Raw genomic sequence first — 24460 nt, forward strand, 5'->3', positions numbered from 1 at the left:
CAGAAGCGCGTGCCGTCGGTGTCGCTCGCTTCAAGCCTTACGCTCCATTCCTCGCCGACCCTTGCCGGCGGTAATTGCTCGCTGTCGAGCCAGTCGGCGACCGCCAGGCCTGGCGGTAGATTGTCCTGCGGGAAAGCGTAGACGCCGTGCCCAAGATTCGTTTTGAGCAGCTCGACCAGGCCGGCGCGCGGCGCAAGTTCGCTACCTGGCGTGACGCGCACGGTCTGGCCGGCGATCGTCGCGCCGACGGCGAGGCGGCCGCCAAGCGTCTGCAGCGCGGCGCTGAGGTCGATGGTCCACAGCGCGGAGCGTTGCAAGCTTGCAGCGGCCTCGGCTGGCGCGGCTTGAGCATCGCCGGCAGCTTGGGCGCGACGATGGCGTCGGCGAAATAGTGGCCGGCGTCGAGCAGCAGAAGCAGCGGCCCTCTGATGTCGTCACTGCCGATATTGGTGACGCTGACCTCGTAGCTGATTTCACCGCTGGCGCGGTTGGCGCGGGTATTGCTGAAATTCAGCTGCAGCCGGCTGCTCATGTCGGCGAGAGCAGTGAAGCGGCTCGCATAGGCGTTTTGCAGCGGTGTCTCGGCGGCGCTCTGCAGACTGGCCGCAATGTCGATCTGGTACTCGCCGGCGCTGAGGCCGCTGATTTCCAGCCAGGCGCTGCGGCTCTGCGCATCCCAGCGGACGGCTTGTGGCTGCCGCTGCACACCTGCTGCAGCGGACTCCGCGCCCAGCGCACTCAAGGGAGTGAGCGTGTAGTTGGCCGGGTTGAGGACGCTGCGGGCGTCTGCTGCAACGGCGCCGTCAGCCGTCGTCCCCAGCCACATCGCCTGGTCGAAGACGACGCCGATGTGCGTGAGCGGCAGCGGCACCAGCGCGCCGTCGGGAACCGTGATGGCCTGAACGAGTGGTGCCCGATGCCGCGAGATTTCGTCGATGCCGGTCGTTTGCGCGACCAGGAGGCGGCCGTCAGCGGTGGCGACGACGCTCTCGCCACGGCTGCCGCCGCTGGCGACCTGTAGCGCTCGCCGGCTGTCGAGTTCGATCATCCACAGCGGTGACTGCTGCGGCGTACTCGTGGTGCCGGCGCCAACTGCGCGCTGGCGGAGGTTGCTGGAGGCGAACAGCAGCCCGTCGAGGGCGCTGCCGACGGCGCCGAAGGCGATGCGGTCGACCACGCCGGCGAGACGGTATTCGAGCTCGGCCCGGCCAGCCGAGCGGCCGTCGAGCGGGAAGCTGACGATCTCGCTGCTGGCTTGCAGTTGCGCGCCAGCGATTTCGCCGCCGCTCCATTTGACGCCCCACAGGCGGCCGTCGGCAGAGAAAGCCAGGTCACCGACGCGCTGATTGCTGAAGTGCTGCCAGGCGCGGGCGCGATCGCTGGCGTTGGGGTCGAAGATCTCGATGCCATTGCCCGAAGAAATGTAGATCTTGCCGCTGCTCGGGTCGATGGCCAGGGCGTGCGTCAGCGGATCACCGCCCGGGCCACGCTGACGTTCGATGATCTGGCCGCTGGCGGCGTCGAGCTGCAAGAGTTCGGCGCCGGTCGTCAGCCAAAGCTGGCCGAAGCGATCGATGGCCATGTCGAGGATCGGCGCATCGAGGGTGAGCAGTGGCGTTAGGCCGGAGGCGGTGGTGTTTACGGCATCCGTGGTGGTGGGGCCACCATTTCTGGCCAAGTGGAACATCTGGTTGCGCTCGGCGCCGGCGCTGGCCAGGAAGCTGTGATCCGCCAGCTCGACCAGCGCTTGCGCGCCAATGTCGGCGTCGCTGGCGGCGTAACCGGCGGCAAAGCCGCGCAGGCTGAAGGGCGCGAGTACGGAACGCAGATCGCTGCTCTGGCTGCTCGCGACATGCCCGGGCAGTAGCCGTGCCGCTTCGGCAAAAAGGGCGTTGCTGGGGTAGCTGCGGTCGATCGCCGCCAGCGGCAGTTCGGCAGTTTGCGCCAGCGACTCGTTGACGCCGATGGCGTCGAGAATCTCCTGTCGCGCGCCGTCGTCGGGCAGCACGGCCCTGGCCACCGACGCCGCCTCGCGATTACCGGCGCGGTCGGTGGCGACAGCGAGGAATTCATAGCGCTTGCCGGCGCTGCCGGTGAAAATCGCCTGGCCGATCGTCGGCTCGACCTGGCGTTGCCAAATGCGGAACTCGCCGCCATCTTCGGCCACATAGACGGTCACCGACTTGACGCCACTGGCAGCGCCGGCACTGGCTGTGCCGCCACTATCATCACCATTGTCACCACTGCCCGCAGCAAGCACCGTGTCATCGGCCTGCCAGCGCACATCGAAGAGCGGTGCGTCTTGCGCGCTGTCGCCGAGTGCGGTCACCGCCAGCGTCGTGCGCGGTGCGTCGGCGTCGAGCTTGACAAGGTTGCGCTCGCTGTCGATTGGCGGTGCCTGGTCGATGAACAGGCGCGCGATGCTCACAATATCGACGCCGGAAGCTGCGCTGTCGCTGGCGCTGACCGTGTAGCTCAGCGAAGCGCGCTGTGGTGCGCTGCTGTCGCTCGGCTCGCCCGCCGCTGCGGCGAGCAGGCCACGGCTGGCGTCGTGCAGGACTTCGCCGCTCTGCGGGTCGATGGCCTGCAGCAGCCAGGTGGCGGTACGCGTGGCGACGTCGATGCCGGCGCTGACGCGCAGCACAAAGCCTTTGCTGCCGCTGAAATCGAAGTCGCCCTGGAAGCTCGCCTTGCCGGCCGGCAGATGCACATTGATGTCGCCGAGCTTGAGATCACCGAGCCGGAAAGAGCGCGCGTCGAGGCTGGCGTCGAGCTGCGTCAGCAGGCGCATTTGCCCCGCCGGCGCGCCGCCCGGCGTGCTGAAATCAAGGGCGTAAGGCAGCGGCGTCGCGCCGGGGACATAGCTGTTACCGTCGCTGCCAAGCGCCGCTTGCGGGCCACGCACGCTGAGCAGGGCAGCACTGGCTGCAGACTCGCTGGCGGCCTGCTGCAGGTAGCGCGTCAGGTCGAGCGCCTGCCCGGGGACCGGCTTGAAGTCGGCGTCGAGCACGCCGATGTGACGCAGATATTCCAGCTCGCCAAGGCCGCCGGCAAAGACGTTGAAGTTGATGAAGTGCGTTGCCTGCGACGCCTGTCGGTCGTAGTCGGCACGCTCGGCCGTTACCGGCACCGGGATTTCGACGAAGCCGGCGAGCGATTGCCGGTATTCGTCGTAGTCGACCGGGGCGGCCGTGGCCTCGGGATCGCCGGCGAAAGCGGCGGTGTCGCCATACCAATTCTGGACCGTCGCAAAAAAGCCGAGCAGGTCGCCCTGGGTGCGATAGGCGTCGCCGCCGTGGGCGAGCAGGATGCCGCTGGCCAGCGTGCTGTTCAGGCTGACAACCTTGGGGTGGCTGCGGATCGGTGGCGCTTCGTCGAGCGGGCGCAGCAAGCCGGCCGCTTCGAGGGCGCCAAGCCAGCCGGCGATCCACTGCGTGGGGTCGGCGGCGAGCGCCGCGAGACTGGCGGGGGCGGCCGCGTCGGCGAGGATTGCGGCGCGCAGCCTGGTGGCGTGCACGACCTGCTCGGCGACGAATTCGTCGCGCGTCAGCGGCGTTGCGGCGCCGCTGATGTCGAAGCGGAAGGGCATGGCCAGCTGTTCGATTTTGAGCAGGTGTTCGTCCGGGTTCCTGGCAAGGAACTTCTGCGCCAGTCCTTCGGCAATGCGCTCGAGGTCCTGCACGCCGCCGTCGAGCAGTCCCTGCTCTTTCCACTCCGGGCGCAGCGCATAGAGTTTGTCGCGCAGGCCGTCGAAGTCGTAGGCCAGCCATTCGGCGAGGCCGGGATAGGTCTGCACGTTGAAGCTCATGCCGACGTAGCCGCCGGCTGCCACATCGAGGGCGTAGCCGGGCAGCAGGTTGATGCCGTCGGTATTGAGCGCACCATCGAGGCTGGCCCAGGGAATGTCCGGGCGGCTCGTGCCGCTGGTCGGCGTCGGGCCGTAAGTCTGGGTGTTGCCGGCCGCGTCCAGGCTGACGCCGTCGGGGCGGCCGCCGACATTGCTGCCGACTACCAGGTAGGGTAGGGCGATGCCGTTGAGCACTTCGTCGCTGTAACCCATTTCCGGGACGCCGAGGTCGAAGCGCACGTACGGTGTGTCGACGTTGCTCAGGCTCTGCAGCGAGACGCTGTACAGGCCGTTTTCACCAGGAGTCAGGGTGCGCGGGCCGCCGATGCCGATGGTCACGTCGGCCTCGATGGCGCGCTCGACCAGGAAGCGCTGCGCTTCGGTAACGCGCTGGCCATCGGGATTGATGACGCTCAGATCGTAGAGCCCGAGCGGCACGCCGTGCAGGTCGAAGACCGCCCGGATGTGCGTCGCGTCGAGTACCTGCCAGCGTTCGGGTTCGACTTCATGGACTCCCGGTCGCGTCAGCTTGACGAGGGCGCCGGGCTTGAAGTGGGCACCTTCGATGTCGACGCTGACCCAGCGGCGCGCGCTGTTACTGCTACTACTGCTGTCGTCGCTGTTGTCCTGCTCGCCGCCACCGCCCTGGTCGGGGCTGATGTGCGTGATCGACAGCGGCAACAGGTCGGCGCGCAGGGTCACCGGCGTGTTGGCGGCGCCCTGCCGTGAGCGCAGCAGCAGGTAATAGTCGCCGGCCTGCGTGCTCGGCAGCCAGACTTCCTGATCGGCTGCCAGTGGCCGCTCGTAGGCGGCATCGAAAGCGTAGCCGCTGGGCACCTCGCCGTAGCGCAGATAGAGTTCGTTGCTGCCATCGTCGGCATCGGCACCCGTATCGGCAATGAGGCTGACGCGCAGCGTTTCGCCGGCGGCGACGGCGACTTTGTAGAGACGCGCCTGGCCTGGCGAGAGGGTGGTTTGCAGCGGCGTGCCGATCTGCATTGCGGGGACGCTGACCTGCAGCGTGCCACCCGAAGCGCTACGGTTGTTGGCTTCGCCGGGCGGCAGGCTGAGGCCCGTCGCCGCGCTATAGCTGATGCTGCCTTCGAAGACTTCGTTGTACAGGTCGGGGCGGACGATGAGCCGCCAGTTGCCGTCCTTGAGTGGCGGCAGCGAGGCGCTCAGCGTGCCGTCGTAGCTGGCGTTGGCGGCCAGGCCGCTGGCACCGCTGTCGTGATCGAGCTTGCCGAGCAACTGATCGCCGAGGTCCCATTCGTTGTCGGCCGAGAGGTAAATGGCATCGGTCCAGCGTCCCCAGGCGGGATTGCTCGACTGGTTGCTGATGCTGAAATCGATACGGATCGGCTCGCCGACGCCAGCGCTGCCCGGCATGACAAGGTTGGTGACGACCAGATCGGCCGGCGGCGGGACCTCGATCAGCAGCGGCTGCACGGCGGCCAGCGCGTTGTTCTGCTCGCCGCCGAACTCGCGCAGCCTGCCGAATTCGCCGCCGCCCCAGGCGTTTGCCGGGTCGCTGATGACGAAGACGTACCACGGGCCTTCCATTTGCTGCGGCGCAGTGAGCACCCGCGTGGCGTCGTAGCTGGCAGCAGCGGCGAGGCCGCCGGAATGCTCGAGGTAGCCGAGATAGCGGTCCTGCCTGATGTCCAGGTAGCGGTCGCGGGACAGGTAAACCAGGTCGTACCAGCGGCCCTGGTCGCCTGGCGTGTCGCCGCCGGCATTGACGACGCGGTAGCTGACGCTGAAATCCTGGCCGGCGACGACCCGCTCCGGGGCGAGCACTTCAACGAGCTGCAGGTCGGGCGGCGTGGCCAGGCTGATCGACAGCGGCGTCGCTGCCAGGTTGTTGCCTTCGGCAGCGAATTCGAGAACCGTTCCGGCGGCGTCGCCAAAGCGAGCCAGCGGCGGCAAGTCTGCACGGATGCTGCTGGTTCCGCTGGAGTAAGGGTCGGCAAAGATCGCGGTGTCGGTGCTGACCAGGATGTGGAAATCGCCGCTGATCGATGCCGGCAGCGCGGTGGTGATTGACGCGGTATAGGACTCGCCAGGGCGCAGGGTTTTCGGCTGGCCCTTGTCGTTCAGTTGCACGGCGTAGGTCTGCAGCGCGTGGTCAGCGTAATCGAGCGAGGCGTCGCGTGACAGGTAGATGCCGTCGACCCAGCTGCTGCGGCGCGTTTCGCGGTTGCCGCGATTGCTTACCGTCCAGCTGATCGTCAGGGGCTGCCCGGAGAAGGCTTCGCTTTGACCTTCGGCCAGCGCCAGGGCGATGTTGTCGATCTGCAGATCCGGCTCGCGATAACTGATGGTGAGCGTGCCGCGGCCGAGGTTGTTGTCGTTGCGCGGGCCTTCGAAGACGCTGCCCGGCGCCTGGTTTGCACCGCCATACCAGGCGCTGCTGCCGGCGAGGCTGCCTCCGGACGACAACTCCAGGCGCGCCCGGCGCCGGCTCGGGTCGCCGCTGTCGCTTTCGGCGTCGGTAATCACGTAGACGTAGTACTCGCCGTCGGCACCGACCGGCAAACGCAGCCTTGCCGTGGCGGTATAGCTGGCGTTGCTGGCGAGACCGCCGACGTTGGCGTGTACGACGCTGCCCAGCGGGATCGCCCTTGCGGCGATGAACGAGGGGTCGCGGCTGAGGTAGAGGCTGTCCACCCAGCTGCGCGTTCCCGACCACACCGGGCCACCGAAGTTGGTGACGGTCCAGGTCAGCGTCGTTTCTTCGCCCGAGAAGTGCGGCGCATTGTTGGCATCGTCGGCATCGCCCCCATCGCCCCCATCGTCAGGCTGCGCGCTTACCGCGGTGACCCGCAGGTCGGCGGCTTCGGCCTCGAGTTGCGAAGCAGTGGCGCGGGCGTTGTTGCCGTCGTCCGACTCGGCGACGCGCTTGCCGCTATCGCTGCGCAGGATCAGGAAGCGCCCCTTGATCCACGGCGCGAGTTGCAGCGTCTGGCTGACGCTGTAGCCTTCGCCGAAGCCCAGGCTGCGCGTCTGGGCATAGTCGGCGAGGTGCCAGACTTCGCTTGCCGTCTGCCAGTCGGCGCTGTCGGCCAGGTAGACCGAATCGGTCCAGCTGCCGTCGAAGGCGTCGCCGCGGTTCTCGACGCGGTAGCTGAAGCTGTAGCTCGCGCCGATGGCCACCGTCGCCGGCGCCACGAGTTCGCTGACCTGCAGGTCCGGCGGTGTCGTTCCGAGCACGCTGATTGCTCGCGCCTGGTAGTTGTTGTTGTCGATCTGGCTCGGGTCGTCGGCGTTGATGTTCGTCGCCAGCGTGTCTTCGAGAATCACGTCGTAGGTGTCGCTCCAGACGCTCAGGAAGTATTCGCCCGAGGGCAGCGCGTCGGGCAAGCTGACGCGGACGCTGGCGAGGTAGCTGTCGCCGACGCCGAGATGCCCGACGTGGCTGAAGGAGCCGAGCAGGAGGTCGCCCTTGTGGGCACCCGGGCGGAGTTTGTCGCGCGCCAGCCAGACGGTATCGGTCCAGCGATCGAGCGCCGCCGAGTCGCCGCGCGTCATCGCGCTGCCATGGTTGCTGACCTGATAGCGGACTTCGATACTGGCGCCGTGCACCGCCTGGTCCGGGGCGACGACGGCGCTGCTGACCAGGTCGGCAAAAGGCACGGCCGTGACCGTGAAGTGGGCGGCATAGGCGTTGTTGGCGTCGTTCGGATACTCGTCGAGCTTGAAGCTGCCGTCGGCGACGACGATCAGAAAGGCGTCGCTGCGCAGGCGGATCGGGATGTCGAGCAGCGCCGTTTCGCTGGCGTAGCTTTCGCCGGGCGCCAGCGCGCCAGCGTTGGCCATTTCACCGAGCAGCCGATCGTCGCCGCTGAGCGTGCCGTCGAGCGACAGGTAAATTTTGTCGGTCCAGCGGCCGTTGGCCAGCGCCGCGCCGAAGTTGCCGATCGTGAAGCGGATGGCGGTTGCCGTGCCGGCGGTGATCTGCTCGGGGACGATGACGCTGGTGACACGCAGGTCGGGTCGCGCGTTGAGCCCGATAGCCGTCGTTGCGGCGGCGAGCAGGCTGTTGTTGTTGCGCGCTTCGCCGTGTTCGTAGATTTGCTCGCCGCTGGCGTTACTTTCGCCGAGCCTGGCGTTGGTGATGAGCTTGAGCCGGTAGAGGCCTTCGACTTTCGTCGGCAGGCGCAGTTGCTCGGTGCGCGTATAGCGCGTTCCGGCGGCCAGGCTGCGCTGGTGGCTGAAGCTGCCGAGGGCGATGGGCTGGCCGCTGCCGCTGGCCGGCAGCAGCCAGACACTGTCCACCCAGCTGCCATTGGCGTCGGCGTCGCCCTGGTTGACGACGCTCCACGAGACGTCGATCAGCGCGCCTTCCTGTGCGCTGGCCGGGGCGACGAGGCTCTCGACCTGCAGGTCGGGTGAGCGCGAGAGTTCGACCGGCAGCGGCAGCGAGTGGCCGCTGTTGTTGTCGGTGAAGACGAACTCGAAGGGGCCGCCGGTGCGCACGTTGAGGTAGTGCGTGCCGCTGATACCCTCCGGCAGGACGACTTCGAGACTGCGAGCGTAGCGGGCGCCAACCGCGAGCTGGCCGATGTGGCGGGCCGGGCCGAACTGCGCGACGAGGCCACTGCCGTCGGCGTTGCGGCTGAGCCAGACCTGGTCCGACCACTCGCTGCTGTCGGTGCTGCCGATGCCGTCATTGAACACCTCCCAGCTCACTGTCAGCGGCCGCCCGCTGGCGGCGAGGCCGGCGCTGGTCACCGCAGCGATCTGCAGGTCGGCGTAGGCGACGGGCATTACGTCGAGCGGGTGTTCGAGGTACGCAATATTGTTCGCTTCGGCGTGATTCTCGAAGACTTCATTGCCCGCATCACTGACGACGAAGAGCCGGAAACGGCCGCTGCTGCGCGCCGCGAGCGGGATGTCTTCGCTGCGGCTGTACGACTCGCCTGCCGCCAGCGCGCCGTCGTGGCGGTAGTCGCCGAGGAGCAGGTCGTCGGCATTGCCGAGGATGTCGTCACGCGAGAGCAGCACGCGGTCGCTCCAGCTGCTGAAACGGCCGGCACCCGTGCCCTGGTTGCTGACCGTCCACGCCACTGTGAGCCTTGCCGGGTCGGCGATCAGCGTTTGCGGCGCACTGACTGCGCTCACCGCCAGATCGGCGTAGGGCGAGAGCTCGATCTGCAGCGACGCGGTCGAGCGATTGTTGCTGCGCTGGCCGTCGCCGATGGCATTGCCGGCGTCGCTGACGACGATCAGGTCGTAGGCGCCGGAGAAGTCCAGAGGCACGACGATGTCGGCCACCGCGTCGTAGCTGGTGCCGCTCGCCAGCGGGCCCTGGCGGACGATCTCGGCGAGTCGCTGCGCTGGCGCCGAGCCATCCGTAGGCGCCAGGAAGACCTGGTCGCTCCAGCTGCCGAGGGCGACACCGCCGGCGTTGCGCACCTGCCATTCGACGTGCAGTACGGCGCCCGAGGAGAGCAGCGGCGCTGGGTCGGAAACGTGCACCGACAGATCGACACGGGCGACCCGCAGGGTGTCGCTGGCGCGTGCCAGATTGTTGTTTTCGGCGCCGCGCTCGTAGACGCTGTCGTCGCTGTCGGTCTTGACCAGCCAGCGCCATTCGCCGTCGGGCAGCGATGTCGGCAGGGTGAAGCTGGCGCTGCGCGTGACACTGTCGCCGGCGGCCAGCACGGCGCTGTTGAAGACACTGGCCACTTCCCGCGGCATGCCGGCGCTGTCTTCGAGGAAAATCCGGTCGCGCCAGGCGCCGCTGCTCGGTGCCGCCCCGCTGTTGCTCAGGGTGTAGCTGACGCTGGCCAGATCTCCCGGTCGCAGGGCGTTGGGGCCGAGTACGTCGCTGACCGTCAGGTCGGGCGTCGGTGTCAGGCGGATGGCCAGGGCGGCGGCGCTCGCGGCGCTGTTGTTGCTACTGCGGCCGCCTTCGTTGACGCGACGATTGGCGTTGGTTTCGACGAGCACGAAGTAATCACCGTCGAGATCGCGCGGCAGGATCAGCGTCGCCTGGCCGCGATAGTCCTCTCCCGGCCCAAGTGCACCGCTGTGCACCAGTGAGCCGGCGACGACCAGGTCATCGTTGCTCACGCTCGTGTCGGTGGAGAGCACGAGGCGATCGTTCCAATCTGCGCGGTCGGTGGTCGCGTTGCCGAGGTTGCGCACCTGCCAGCTGATCGACACTTCTTCGCCACTACGCGCCATGCTCGGCGTGTCGACGCTGACGACAGTCAGATCGACCATCGGCGTGATCAGCTCGAAAGGCAGGGCGCTGCTGAAGTTGTCCGCAGCCGGGTCGGGCTCGGCTTCCCTGGCGCTGTCGGTACGGATGCCCAGGGTGTAAGCACCGGCGCTGCGCAGCGGCACCCTGACCGAGGCACTTTGCGTGTAGCTCTCGCCGACGCGCAGGCCACCCTCGCGTCGGACACTGCCGATCACCAGGTCGTCGCCATTGCCGATGAGCGCGTCCGTACTGAGAATGATCTGGTCGTTCCAGCCGCCGTCGGCGTCCACCGTGCCGCGGTTGGCGACGCTCCAGCTGACTTCGGCGAGTTCTCCGCCGACGCTGCCCGGCGGCGCATTGGCGGCTTCGACGCGCAGGTCGGGATAGTCCCTGCTGGCCGAGTAGAACGTGACGCCGGCGCTGTTGTTGTCTTCGGCGTCGCCTTGCGGGTTGTGCTCGAAGACGGCGCCGACCCCGGTCTGACTCTGATCGGTGGTGAGCGTGATTGCGAAGCGGCCGCTGCCCTGGTGCCCCTGCGGCAGGGTGAAGTTGAAGTGGCGCTGGCGTGGCTCTCCGGGCTGCAGTGGGCCAGCGGGCTGTCCATCGACCATGCTCAGCGGATCGAAGGCCAGATGCGTATCGAGGATGACGACATCGGTGTCGATGTTGCGCACGCGGATGCGTTCGTTGAAGACGGCGTCGGTGGCGCTGCCACCCTCGTTCCTGATTTCCCAGGCCAGCGTCAGCGTCGCACCGGCCTCGATGTCGCCCACATCGGCCGGCTCGACACGCAGGTTTCCGGGCAGCAGGTCCGGGCCCGTGACGCGCAGCAGTTCGGCGCTGTTGTTGGTCTCGGCGTTGCGAGCGGGATTGGCTTCGGCGAGCTGCCCGCCGGCATCGGCGATGACGCGCAGCAAAAAGCGCCCGGCCGCGGCGGCGCCGCTGGGCCAGGTGAACTGCGTGCTCCGCGAACGGCTGGCGCCGGCAGCGAGCGGGCCATCGCTGGCCAGGTCGACGGTGGCGAGCAAGGACAGGGTCTCCGCATTGCGCAGTTCCAGGCGTTCGCTCCACGGCCCCGCGGCGGCCTTATTGCCCGCGTTGCTCGTCAACCAGTGCGCAGTGACCGTTTCGCCCGGTTGCAGCGCGCCTTCCGGGTCTAGCGTCAGCGCGCCGACGACCAGGTCGACGTAGGGCGCGAGGTGCACCTGCAATGGCGCGGCGACGCGATTGTTGCTGCGGCTGCGCTCGGCGAGCTGCGCATTGGCGTCGCTGACGACGATCAGCTCGTAGTCGCCGAGGAAGTCGATCGGAATCAGCAGATCGGCGCTGCCGAGGTAGCTCGCGCCGGCGTCGAGAGGGCCGCTGTGCAAACGCTCGGTGACGAGGACTGAAACGCCGTCGTGGGTCAGAGTGATACGGTCTGTCCACGGCCCGAGCGCCGCTGCGCCGTGGTTCTCCACCGCCCACTCGAGGTGTAGGGTTGAGCCGGACTGTAGCGGGCCAGGATAGTCAAGGTGCGTGATGGCGAGGTCGCTACGCACGATACGGACCGTTGCCATCGACGCGCTGCGGTTGTTGGTCGCGTCCAGCTCTTCGACGCTGTCGTCGCTATCGACAATGACCAGCCAGCGGAATTCACCTTCGGCCGTCGAAGGCGGCAGGGTGAAGCTCGCGGTTCGCGACACCATGGCACCTGCCGCCAGCGACCCTGAATTGAACACGCTTGCCAGCTCGCGTAGCCCGGCGGCACCTTGGTCGAGGTAGATGCGATCACGCCAGGGAGTGTTGACAGGGTGGTCAGTGTCGGTAGTGCCGACGGGCGCGTTTCCTACATTTTGGGTGCGGTAGCTGATGCTGGTATTTTCGCCCGGGCGCAGAATCGTCGGCCCTACGACTTCGCTGACCGCCAGATCGGCGACTGGCTTTTGCGTGATGCTTAGCGGCGTGACGCTGGCAGCACGGTTGTTGCCGGTGCGTCCATTCTCGGCGACCCTGCGGTTGGCGTCGCTGTCGACGAGCACGAAGTAGGCGCCACTGAGGACGCCCGGCAGCGTCACGGTGACTGCGCCGAGATAGCTTTCGCCTGGCGCCAGCGTGCCGGCATGTGGAACGTTGGCCACGATGATGTCACTTGGGTCGAGGCTGGTGTCGGACGAGAGCAGCACGCGATCGTGCCACAGCGCCTGGTCGCTGATCGCGTTGCCATCGTTGCGCACGCTCCAGCGGATGTCGGCGCTTCCGCCGCTGAGTGCAAGGGCGGATGTCGTGATCTCGACTACGCTCAGGTCGGCGAACGGGCTTTGCAGTGCGAAGGCCGTGCTGAGGCTGTTATCGGCGCGCGTATCGGGTTCGATCGCTTCCTGGTCGGCGTCGGTGCGCAGCGCGAGGAACACCGGCCCCTGGGCGATGAACGGCAGGGTGAGCGTGGCGCTGCCTGTATAGCTCTCGCCGTGACGCAGGCCACCGCTGTGCCGGAAGCTGCCGACAAGGATGTCGTCGCCATTGCCGATGACCGTGTCGCGGCTGATGATGAGCTGGTCGTTCCAGTCGCCGTCAGCGTCGGCGCTGCCGCGGTTGGCGACTTGCCAGTCGATGCTGATCTGCTCGCCGGAGATGCCTGTCGCTGGCGCGGCAAAGGATTCGACCTGCAGGTCGGCGTAGGCCGTGCTCGCCGCGAGCAGTTGCACGCTGGCGCTATTGTTGCTCTCGGCGTCGGCCGGGAGGGCAGCAGCGGCACTGCTTTCGACAAGGACGCCGAGACCGCTACGGTCCTGGTCGACGCTGACGCGAATTTCGAGAGTGCCGACCGCGCGCAAGCCGTCGGGAAGGCGAAAACTGAAGCTTCGCTCGCGGTACTCGCCGGGAGCGATAGCACCATTCGGCTCGCCCGCCGTGGTGGCGAGTGGGTCGTAGGTGACGCTGCTATCGAGCAGTTGCTGGGCGCTGTCGAGGTTGGTGACCACGATACGCTCGGGGAACGCACGGGCGGTCGAGCTATCGCCCCTGTTCCAGTCTTCCCAGTGAATGTTCACCCTGCCGCCGGCCTGGATGTCGGTGTCGTCGCTGCGCAGCACGCGCAGGTTTCTGATCTCCAGATCGGCGCCGACGAGGTGGATCAGTTCGGCTGACTGGGTGCGCTGAGCAGCGTCGGCGTTGCCGCTGGCCGTGGCCACTACGGTCACTGCGCGTAGCAGGAAGCGTCCGGCAGCGCTGCTGCCGCTCGGCCAGAGCAGGCTCGCGCTGCGGCTGCGGCTGGCGTCGACCGCCAGCGGCTCTTCGCTCGCCAGATCGTCGAGGACGACGCTGGTGACGAGTTCGCGGGTTGTCAGGTTGAGTAACTCCAGGCGCTCGCTCCAGCCGGGCGCGGCAGCCTGATTGCCGCGGTTGACGGTATCCCAAGTAATCCAAACCTCGGCGCCGGGCTCGAAAGCACTGTCGGCTGCAAAGGCGAGATTTTCGATGTGCAGTTCGCTGGCCGGCGCCCGGACGACGTCGATCTCGATGGAGCGGGCGTTGTTGCGCTCATTGACCCCGCCGACGCTGCTTTCGTGGATGACATTGTCGACGTCGGCGATGACCGTTATCCGCAGGCGGCCGGCAGCGCTGTCGTCGGCAGGCAGAGTGAGGGTGTGGCGACGGCTGCGCGAGTCGCCGGCGGCAAGCGCTCCATTGGCAGACTCGCTTGCGTCGTAGGGGACGTAGACGTCGGCAACGATGCGGCCGCTGTCGAGATTGCGGACGACGATGCGCTCGTGCCAGTTGCCCACGGTCGCCTCGCTGCCACGGTTCTCAAGCAGCCACTCGAGGTCTATCGTCTGGCCGGTGCGCAGCTCATCGCTAGGGGCCACGATGCTGCTGACAGTGAGGTCAGCTGCCGGTTTGGCCCGGAACTCGTCACGAGTCTGTGTGCTTGCCTGCGGCACCAGGCCGAGCTTGAAGGAAATGGGTGCCGCAGGGTTGGCGGCTGTGCTGCCGCCATCGATCACCAGCGTATAACTGCCGGTAAGCAGGAGTTCCGGCGTCTCCTGATCGACGCCGCGCAGGCTGTGCCGGTAGACGATCTGTCCCGTGGCGCTGTCGACATGGTCGAAGGCGACACTCGCCACGCCCATGGCGCTGCGCTGGAGAACTGTCCGCCCAAGCGGGTCGAGAAGTTTCCACTGCGCCACGGCGCGAGCCGCTCCCGAGCTCGACGTGCTGCTGGCGTCCAGCACGTTGAGGAAGTAGCGCTCGCCGGCGCGCGCCTCGAAACGGAAAGTCTGCGTGCCATCCGCCGGCGCAATGCTGATCGCCGTTGGCGTCTCGCGAGCCAGCAGCGGGCTGCCATCGAGCGTGAGCACGCGGAAGCTGCAGCTTTCCGGCGTGCTGATAAAGTTGCGGAGCAGCAGCGTGTAATCGCCGGCGGCGAGCGGGCCGGAATGGTAGCGGGCGTAGTTGACCCTGCTTGCATAGGTGTCCGTAGCGGGGTCCAGCATGCGCCGCGCGAAGAGCTGCAGGCCGGCAGGATCGAGGAGTTGCCACCATAGATTGGCACCGCTGCTCAGGCTGTCGAAGGCGAGGACGCTGGGCTGCTCGAGGTGCAGCGCGTAAGGTGTGCTGCCGTTGCCGTCGACGGTCAGGCCAACAGTGCTGCCGAGGACGAGAGGCGGTACCTTACTGGCAGTAGCCGGCGGGGTGCGCAGCGTGAAGGCGTAGGGTCGATCGTGGGCGGTGTCGGCAGCGCCGTCGATCAACAGCAGGTATTCGCCGGCCGCCATCGCCAGCGGGGAGCCGTGGCTTCTGGCGTCACCATCGGCTTGCTGTACGCCATCGGCCGAGAGCAGGCGCCAACGCAGAGCACTGGCGGAGCCCGCGTCGCCGTCGAAGACGAAGGCGCGCCTTTCGGGGATGCTGAAGCGATAGCTGTCGACGACGCGGCCAGCGGACAGCTTGCCACTGCTCGGGGTGTCCGCGAGCAGGCGTGCTGCGTCGCCGAGGGCGTCGGTTTCACTGAGCGCGAAGCGTAGCTGTCTGGCCGCCAGCTCGCTGGAGACATCCCGCAGTTCGAGGATGTAGCTTCCTGCTGCGGGGAGCTTGATCGCGCGTGGTGCAGTGTTGACGGTATTAAAGGTGTTGGCTGTGTCCGAGCTGTCGGCGGCATACACTTGCCAGCCGGCGGCGCTGCGGACCTCGGCATGGGCGGCGAAGTTCGCACTCAGCGGGCTCAGCCATAGTGTCGCGGCGTCGCTGGTCGTGAAGCGAAAGGCGAGCTTGCCGCCAGCGTCGAGCGTCGCAGTTACGATGCTGTTCAATGTCAAGGCTGGCGCGGGTCCTCCAGCGTTCGAGACAGTGAAGGCGAAGTGGCGGTTTGTCGCGCCATCGCCAGTGTTGGTGTCGCTGCCATCATCGCGGAGCAGGAAATAAGTGCCGTTACGGGCGAGGGGGCCGGCACTACCGGTGCCTTGTCCACGCGCCAGCTCCTGCCCGAATTCGTCGAGCAGCCACCAGCGCTCGCTGTCGCCGGAATGTTGTTCCAGCGTCAACCGGTCGCCAGCGGCGGCAATGAAGTTGAAGACCGCGACCTGGCCGGTCAGGCGCTCGCCGCTGATCGAAGCACCCATGCTCAAGGGCTGTGCCTGCGCCAGGTCGAGTAGTTTGAAAGCGAAATCGTCGCCATGCCGGAGATCTGTATCCGCGGTAAAAGCAAGGTGATAGCTTCCTGCCGGCAATTCGATGAGCGCTAGTGGATCGTCGAGACTTGCCGCGCTGGCCAGCCTCCCCTGGTCGATCAGTTGTCCTTCGCGAGAAATCCGCCAGGTGAAAGCGGCACTGTCGCTTTCGCTACGGGCCAGGTCGAGCAGCACGCGCGTCGCCGTCGGTACGCTGAAGCGATAGACCGCGCTGGCGGTGGCGGCGAAAGCTTCACCACCGACCTGTTCGCCAAGCGCGATTAGCTGTGTCGTTTTCAGCGCGAAGCGGTACTCCGCCTCTCCGCCAGCCGCCGACTGCTGCTCGCTGTCCCAGACGAGGAAGTAGTGTCCCGGCGGCGGTGCTGTGACAGTCGTCCTTGGTTCGTCGAGAGAGCCCGCCGCGACCTGGGCGCCGTCGCTACGGAGCAGGCGCCACCAGCCGTACAGTCCGCCGAGCTTGCCGGGCTGGTAGTCGAGGGGCGTCCCTGCGGAAAGATCGACGGCGTAGATGGCCGCTTCGCCGGCCTGCAGGCGACCGTAGACAGCTGTGTTGAGCGACAGGGTGGGTACCGTGGCGAGGTCGAACAGGCAAATGGCGTAGGCCGTATCGCCGCTTGGCGCAGCGATCGTCTGCACCTCGATACGGTACTCGCCGGCCTCAAGATCGAGCGGCTCCTCGGGGCGTGCTGCCGTGTAGGCGTCGATCGTTCGCAGCCATGTGCTTCCCTCGTAGAAGAGAATTCGCAGCGGCGAGTCGACTTTTGCCACATCGAGGTAAAGCAGCTTTCTCTCGGTCAAGCGAAGGCGATAGCTGTGTTGCGCTTCGCCGGTGTCACTTGCAGGCAGTTGGCCTTCGATACGGCTGTTGAGCACGATCGGTGGCTGTGGCCGTTCGATGGAAATGCTCGGGTCGCCAGCGAAATCACGGCGTCTCACGAAGTACCAGCTGCTGTCCTGCGATGGCACAAAGCGCAGCACCGCGCCGTCGGCAAGCAAGTGCGCCTGCAAAAAATCCGCTCCGTGAATCGACCATTCGCTTCCGTTCGCGGCCTGGAGGAGATACTCGGCACCGGCCGCGAGATCGACTCGATACATGCTGGCGCCGGAGTCGGAGTCGCCGAAGCTGATCAGCTCGCCGATACCGTGCCCGGCAACTACCTGGATGGCGTTCGTGCCGCTGTCGACCCGAACAGCGATGCTTCCGCCCGGACCATAGTCGAGCGACACCTCCAGCGTGTAGTCGCCGGCGGCGAGTGTCAGCACATCGGTGCTGGCCTCGTCGCTATTCCAATAGCCATGGTCACCAGTAAGCAAGCCGGCCGCGTCGCGCAGTACCCAGTGCGCTTCCCATGCGCCATCGCTGCCGCCGGTGTGACCCTTGATTAGCGCGAGGGCGTTCTGGTCGAGGGTGAAACGAAAAGCCTTGCTGGTCGCGCTGCTGTCGTCCAGCGTGTCGCTATGTTCCAGGCCCAGCACGAGAGGCACGCTGGCGAGCGGCATTTGCTCATCGCCAGCGTCCCGCCTTGCCACGATGGTGTAGTTCACGGTGCCGGCAAGATAGTCGCCGCCAAAGAGGACGAGGGTGTAAACACCGGACTCTTCGACCGTCTCCTGCAAAGCGCTGCCGTCGCCGAGCCAGTGCTTGGCAAGGCGGCGACCGAGCGGGTCGAACAGGGCAATGCTGACGTCGTTGTAGCCATAGCGGTCGAAGCGCCTGGCGCTACTTATTTCGACTGTCAGCAGCTCGCCGGCTCGTGCCTGCAGGTAATAGATCTGCGTCTGCTGTTCGCCGGGAGCCAGGGTGCCGGCGACTTCCTCTTCGGGCTCCAGGAGCGGGTAGTCGGCACCCGCGGTGTTCAGCAGGCGGAAGCTGAAGTCATACGACGCATCGCGATTGCCTGGCCACGAACTGGTGTAGAGCCTGAGTACGTAGTCACCCGGTACGAGTTCGAGCAGGTCGTGGTCCCTGCTGCCCAGATGGCTGTCGGCCAATTGCTGATCATCTGCGTTGCGCAGGTGGTAGTCGACATCCCATATTTCCGACAAGGCCTCGACGACAATGCGGCTGCGCTCAGTCACCGAAAAAGTGTAGGTGAGCGAATAGAGGTTCGACGCGTCCAGGCTGACCGTGCGCACTTCGTCCAGTTGCAGGGTCTGCGGGGCCGACGCGGCGAGGGTGATGGGCGTGTTCAGCGCACCGCTGGCCGCGCGCTCTGGTTGTCGCTTCAGTTCGAGGGTGTAGGTGCCAATGTCGCCTGACAGCTCGATCGAGGTGTTGGCGCCGCTTCCCTGTGCGAGCAGGTCGAACCAGCTATCGAAAAGCAGCCAGCTGAGTTCTTCGGCCGGCTCCTCGGCTGACTCCGTGTCGATTTCGAGGCGAAGGTATTGTCCCTCCAGGGTCGAGTCGAATCGGAACACCTTGACCTGTTCGCCGCTTGCGAAGCTGGCCGGCGTTTTGCCGATCGACAATTGCGGCACGTGATTCAGGTCGACCAGGTGCACGCTGAAGGCGGCGCCGCTCTCTGCCGACAGGTCCAACTCGTAGTTGCCGGCGGACAGATACATGGTGTAGGGCGAGTCGGCTTCCCGCTCGTCGTCACCCGGCTGAGCCGGGCCAAGAGGGAGCCAGTCGCCGGAATCGGGAGCGTCGCGCGCGTCGCGGATTCGCCATTGCACGCCCGCGTCCGAACCCTGGTCGTGGATCTGGAGATAGGTGCCTGTGGGTACATGCAGCCTGTAGCTACGCATCCCTTCGTCATCGGTGAGACGCCCGGAGAATCGATCGCCAGGAATCAGGGGCATCGGCGACAAGGCGAGGCTGAAGTCAATACCGTCCCCGGCGTCGGCTTCGTCCTTACTTTCAGCGGCGCTGGAAAGGATGACCATGAAGCGTCCGGCTTCGAGTTTGCCAAGGTCAACGAGGTGATGCATCGCGGCGCCGCCGTCGTCGAAGTCCGGATCGTCGCCGCCATGCACTTGCCGACCGGCGGCGTCGTAGATTGCCCAGCGGACGGGCGACGCGCTGGCGGTGGCGATCTGCAGCTGATGATCACCAGCCCTATGGACATCGTAGTGGTAGAGGACGGCGTTGCGAGCATTCGTCAGCCGGCCGTTCGTTCCCGTCGCGGAGAGTGCTTCCGTGTGTTCGGAGGCGAGCAGTTGCAGGCGGTAGGTGGCCTGGTCGGCTGTCGCTTCGATGATCAGCACGTAGTCACCAGCGCCGAGCAGTTCCTTGTAGCTGGCGTCGTCGTCGGGCCACCAGACAGTCGGGCCGGAATCTGCGCCGGCGGCTAGCAGACGCCAGCGGATGTCGCGCGAGCCGGCATCGTGTACCCAGGCGTGCGTCGGCAGGGTGGCAGCGAAAGGCAGGCTGACCCGGTAGCGGACGCGGTCGCCCGAGTGCGTCAGGACGCCATCCAGGGTTTCATCCGGCTGCGTGTGCGAGAGGCTCGCCTGGTGGATCCTTAGCTCATAGTCGAGCGAGATCTCGAAAAGCGGGTCGATTTCCAGGACCAGAAAGCTTTCCCCGTCGGTGGTGCTGTCCAGCTCGATCTGCTTGCCGATCGGAAGCGCGGAGTCGTCAAGCAGAATGCCGTTAGCGTCGTAGACGGTGAGCCTGCCTGCTGCGCTGTCACTGCTGCGGGCCGCAACCGAAAATGGCCGGCCATCGTTCACCGGCGGTACGCGAAAAATTTGCGCGCCGCTGCCGGCGTCCAGGGTTCTGCGTATTTCCTCGTCCGGCGCCAGCGTTTCGGCCGCGCCGACGTCGAGCAGGCGGAAAGCGTAGGGGCCGAGATCTTCGATCTGGTCGGCTTCCACGGCGAAGGTGTAGGTGCCTGCATCGAGGGCAAGAAAGGCATTGCTGTCGCAGACGCCGGAGGCGAGAAGCGAGCCGTCGGCGGCGCGCAAGGTCCAGCGGTTTCCGGAAGCGGTGAGTCCGTCGAAGAGCAGGCGTGTCGACCAGTCGAGCGAGAGTTGCCATTGATCGGCAAAGTCGGGAAGCCGGGTGTTTCCAGCGGCCTCGCTGCCAACGGTCAGTGTCGCGACCTCGGAGCTGACTAGTGTCGCCGCATAGCGCAGCATCAGCGGCGCGTCGTTGGCGCCCCTGCCGACGACGATCAAGAGGTATGTGCCGCTGCGCGGGAGCGTCGTTGCGATCGCTGAGTCGCTGCTGCCGGCGGCAGTGTTGAAGATGCTCCGCAGGTCGTCGGTGGCCAATAACCGCAGCGATGCCGCGCCGTCGCTCAGTCTGAGGACATCGAGGCTCAGGCGGTCGCCGGCTGTGCCGTCGATGCGGAAGAGTCGCAGGCGGCTGGCGGCGTCGAAGAGCAGCGTCTGCGTGCTATCGAGAGGCAGGGTTTCGGCCTGGCCGGCATCGAGCAGGCGGAAGCGGAAGTTGTCGGTGCTGGCAAAGCCAGGAACGATGCGCAGGCGATAGAGGCCGGCAGCGTCCAGCCGGATCGGCTGGACGGTGGCATGGCCACCAAAACTATGGTTGTTGTGGATGAGGCCGACCGGTCCACGCAGCTCCCAGCTCAGATTGTCGCTATCACTCAGGGCATCCAGAACGAGTATTGTCGGTGCGTCGATCGAAAACACGTATTCGCGAACCAGACCGGGCTGATCGATAACTCCGGAGACTTCGCTGCCAAGCACGATTTCCTGGCTGCGGACCAGCAGGCGGCGCAGGACGAACTCATAGAATTCATAGGTATCGCTCGGGTTGTCCGTGCTGTTGTCGATTTCCTGGCCGTCGACGACGAAGGTGTAGCTGCCGGCCAGCAGTTTGAAGAGTTCATTACTCTCCGACATGCGGCCGCTGACCCGTGCTCTGCCGAGGCTGTCGAGTATGCGCCAGTCGCCGTCGCGCGTCGGCGTGATGGTCGGCGTGAAGATGAAGTCACTGTCCTCGTCGACGCGCAGCGAGAATGCCTGTGCCTCGCTTGCCGGGCTAAGGGTCAGTGGGACGAAGCTTTCGAACGGAAGGAGAGGCAGGTCGGCCGTGTCGAGCAAGCGAAAGCTGAAGCTGCCGGTGGCCAGGGTGGGGCTGGATACGTCGAATTTGTAGTTGCCGGCGGGCAGCGACAGCACGCTGGAGCGCGTAGTGGCGAAGCTGTTCAGCGGCGCGTTGCCAGCAGCGCCGTTGAGCGGCGCTTCCACGCCGCGCGGCCCACTCAATCGCCACACGAAATCGCTAGCGTCGGCGCCGCTAGTTTGGCCCGTGTCAATCAGCAGTGAGCTCGGTGCCGTGAGCGTGAAGCCGTAGCTGACGCCTTCTCCCGCGCGTTCGATGCTGCCGAAGCTGCGTTCGTTGAGCGTCAGCGGTGCCGCACGGGAAGTCGTCAGGGCAAAGGCGAAGGCAATGGGGCGTGGCGAGGAGTCCGGCACCTCGTAGCCGAAGTCGGGAAACACCGCCAGCAGATATTCGCCGCTACTCGGCAGCTCGGTTTCCGTGACGCTCGCGCGGAGAGTGGCCAGCGGGCGGCTATAGGGATCCCACAATTGCCAGGAGACTCTCTGATTGGCGTCGCCAGTGAGCTGGAGTTGGGAGACGATGCTGTGCTGGCCGGCCTCTGCGGTAAAGCGGTACAGACGCGTTTCACCCGCGGGGATCGTTTCGTTGATGCTCGTGCCCGAGGGGAGGTCGATGGCGGCGTCGGCATTCAGCACGCGGAAGCGGTATTCCGCGACCTGCGGGCTGAAAGTGTCCAGGGTCAGCAGGTAGTTGCCAGGCGCCAGGCGAAGAATCTGCCCCTGATCGTCGCGGAAGGAAGTCCATCCCCGTACCGTGCCGAGCGGACCGGCAAGCATCCAGCGGGAGGATGGCGCGCTCGGGGGACCACTCAAGGGACCGCTCAGGGCATCAAAGACGAGGGTGCTCGCCTGGTCGAGGGTGAAACGATATTCGGCGACACTGCCGACTTCGGCCGAGCCGACGCTGATCGGGCGGTTGAAGACCAGCGCCGCGCTGACTTTGCTCTGTCGGGAAAGCGTGAAGCCGACATTTGACGCGCCTTTGGCGCCGTAGTAGCCATCGTTGAGCAGCGTGTAGCGGCCAGTCGTGGCGATGTTGATGCTGGTCGTGATGCTCGCGCCCGAGGCCGCCGCGACCTGGCGTCCGAAGGGGTCGAGCAGACGCCAGACGCCGCCAGCCGAATCCACGGCGTTCAGGATCAGGGTGCTGCCGGCCGTCGCGGAAACGCGGTAGCCGATTGTCGAGGCGGCTGCCACGCGCATGGTCACCACTCGCTGGCCGAGCGCCAATTCCTCGAAGCTGCCACTGTCGAGCAGACGGAAGGCGTAGGCGCCGTCGCCAATGACACTGCCTGTTGCGGCGCTGCCTTTGACGGTCAGGGCGTAGTCTCCTGCCGGCAGATTCAGGAGTGGGTTGGCGTCGGCGTCGTCGCTGCGGTAAAGGGGGCGGTTCTCGACTTCGCTGCCGCGTGGCCCTTGCAAGGACCAGATGGCGCTGCTGAAGCCACCCTGTGTGTCGAACACCAGTTGACGGTCGTCGGAGAGCGTGAAGCGATAGGTCCGGGTGGCTTCGGCCGTGGGCAGCAGGCCGGCAAGCATCGTGCCGAGAGGCGCGGGCTCACCGGTGGGCAGTTCGACCAGCTCCAGCTGACCGATGCGCTTGAGCTGGAAGCCATAGTCGCGGGGCGTCGTCGCATCGAGGCGCCCTTCGAGGAGCAAGGTGTAAGCGCCGTCGCTGCTCAGCAGCCGGGCGTCGGAACTGTTGCCGGCAGCCGGTAGGGCGGTGGGTGCGCCGACGTCGTGGCCGAAACGGTCGACCAGCCGCCAGATGACTTCTTCGCCACTGCTGTCACTGTCGCCGCTACTGCCACTCATGTTCTCGAGGGCGATCTGGTCGCCGGCCTCGGCAAGGAAGCGATAGGCGTGGGTGCTGTTGCCGGGGGGCAGGGCGATGCTGCTGCTGTCATCGAAGGCCAAGGCGGGCGCGGCCGCGAGATCGAGCAGGCGGAAGGAAAACTCGCCGCTGGCGGCGGCTGTGCCGTGCACCGTCAGCTGGTGCTCACCGGGCGGCAGGGTGAGGATACCGAGGTGGCTGGCGGACGTGCTGGCGCCGCTATCGTCGCTATCGTCGAAACGCCGATCGCTGACCTCTTTGCCGCGCGGTCCGGCCAGTGACCAGACGATATCGGCGCGCAGACTCTGCGCTTCGAACGCTACTTGCGTTGCCTCGGCCAGATCGAAAGTGAAGATCGTCGACTGGCCAGCGCTGGCGATGGCTTCGGAAATGGTCTCGCCGAGGGTCAGCGTCCGCGTCACATCGGGGACTGCGTGCAGCGAGAATTCGTAGGCGAGCGCCACGTCGGCGGCGTTGTTGTCCGCGCCATCGAGCAGCAGCCAGTACTCGCCGCTCGATGGCAGCGTAAATGGTCGGGTCATGGTGACGGGATTCGCCGCGGCGCTGAAATTTCCGGCCGCGACTCGCACTCCCCAGGGGTCGACCAGCCGCCAGGCGAGTGAGCCGCCGGCGACCGAGCGCGGCTCAAGGAAGAGCTTGTCGCCGGCATTGAGCGCTATCTTGTAGATCTGCGACGCGGTGGCCTGCTCGAGCTGGCCGCTCGTTACGGCGTTCGCGACGAGCTCCGGCGCCGCGTCGGCGGCGAGCAGGCGGAAAGGGAAACTACCCGTGCCTGGGCCGTCGAGGTCGACCGACAGGGTATGGCTTCCGGGCGGCAACAGCAGTCGCTCGCCGCCGTCGAAGAGCGCGCTTTGCCCCGCCACCCGGCGCGTGACCTGCTGACCGGCCGGCCCGCTCAGCGACCAGGCGAAGCCGGCGTTGTTCAGGCGGTCGAAAATGACCGGTGTCGTATCGTCCAGAGCAAACTTGAAGTGAGCGACCTTGCCGGGCTGGTCGATGTGGGCGATCTGCGTTTCGCCGATGCGCAGTGGCGAGACGCTGTCGACCACCGCTTGCAGGGTGAAGTCGTAGGTCAGCGCTGCCTGATTGGCGATAGCGCCTTCGAGCAGGAGCAGGTATTCGCCGCTGTGTTGTACGGTGAAGCGCGCGCTATCGTGCCGGGCATCGAAGCTGACGCCCTCCTGGCGGCCAAAGGGGTCGAGCAGGCGTCCGAAAAGCGCAGCGGCGGCGGGCGTCGTGGCCTTGAAAGTGTAGCTGTCCCCGGCGCTGGCACGGAAGCGGTAGGCGGCGCTCTGGTTGCCGAACTCGAGCACGCCGCTGACCGGCGTGTCTGGGGCGATCACGCTTGCCGAAGCGGCGTCGATTACGCGCAGCGAGTAGGCGCCCAGCGCGTCCTGCGCGCCATCGACCCGCAGCTGGTAGTGGCCGGGCGTCAGATCGTAGGCTGGCGGACTGCTGTATGGGGAATCGGTGGCGCTGAAAGACCTCTGCCCTAGCAGGCCGCCGGGACCGTCCAGGCGCCAGCTCAGGTCGCTGCAATTGCTCAGGCTGTCAAGGACGACACGGCTGGCTTCATCGACGGTGAACCGGTAGTAATCCTGCTCGCCGGGAACGTCGATGCTGCCGGCAAGAGTCATGACTCCTGCGGCGGGATCGCCGTCGAGAAGAATGCGCGGTTCGAGGGCCTCGAAATGGAGCTTTGCCGTCGCAACTTCGCGTTGCCTGCGTGTGGCTGCGAGCTTTATTGGCGCTGGCTGCGAGGGCGGCTGCTCACCGGGCAGCAGGCCGCGATCGGGAGCGTCGGGAGCGTCGGGAGAAGGGTTCCTGCCTGTGGACTTGCGCAT

1 protein-coding gene is annotated in these 24460 nt (G+C 66.5%); it reads right to left on the reverse strand.

What is annotated here, in order from left to right; genetic code table 11:
- Positions 1 to 37 precede the first annotated feature (37 nt).
- Positions 38 to 24460: a CARDB domain-containing protein gene (locus E4Q23_RS23850; protein WP_248595404.1), complete on the reverse strand. Its 24423-nt coding sequence runs from the start codon at positions 24458 to 24460 to the stop codon at positions 38 to 40.

The sequence above is a fragment of the Candidatus Accumulibacter phosphatis genome, from assembly GCF_012939955.1.
Taxonomy (GTDB): Bacteria; Pseudomonadota; Gammaproteobacteria; order Burkholderiales; family Rhodocyclaceae; genus Accumulibacter; species Accumulibacter delftensis.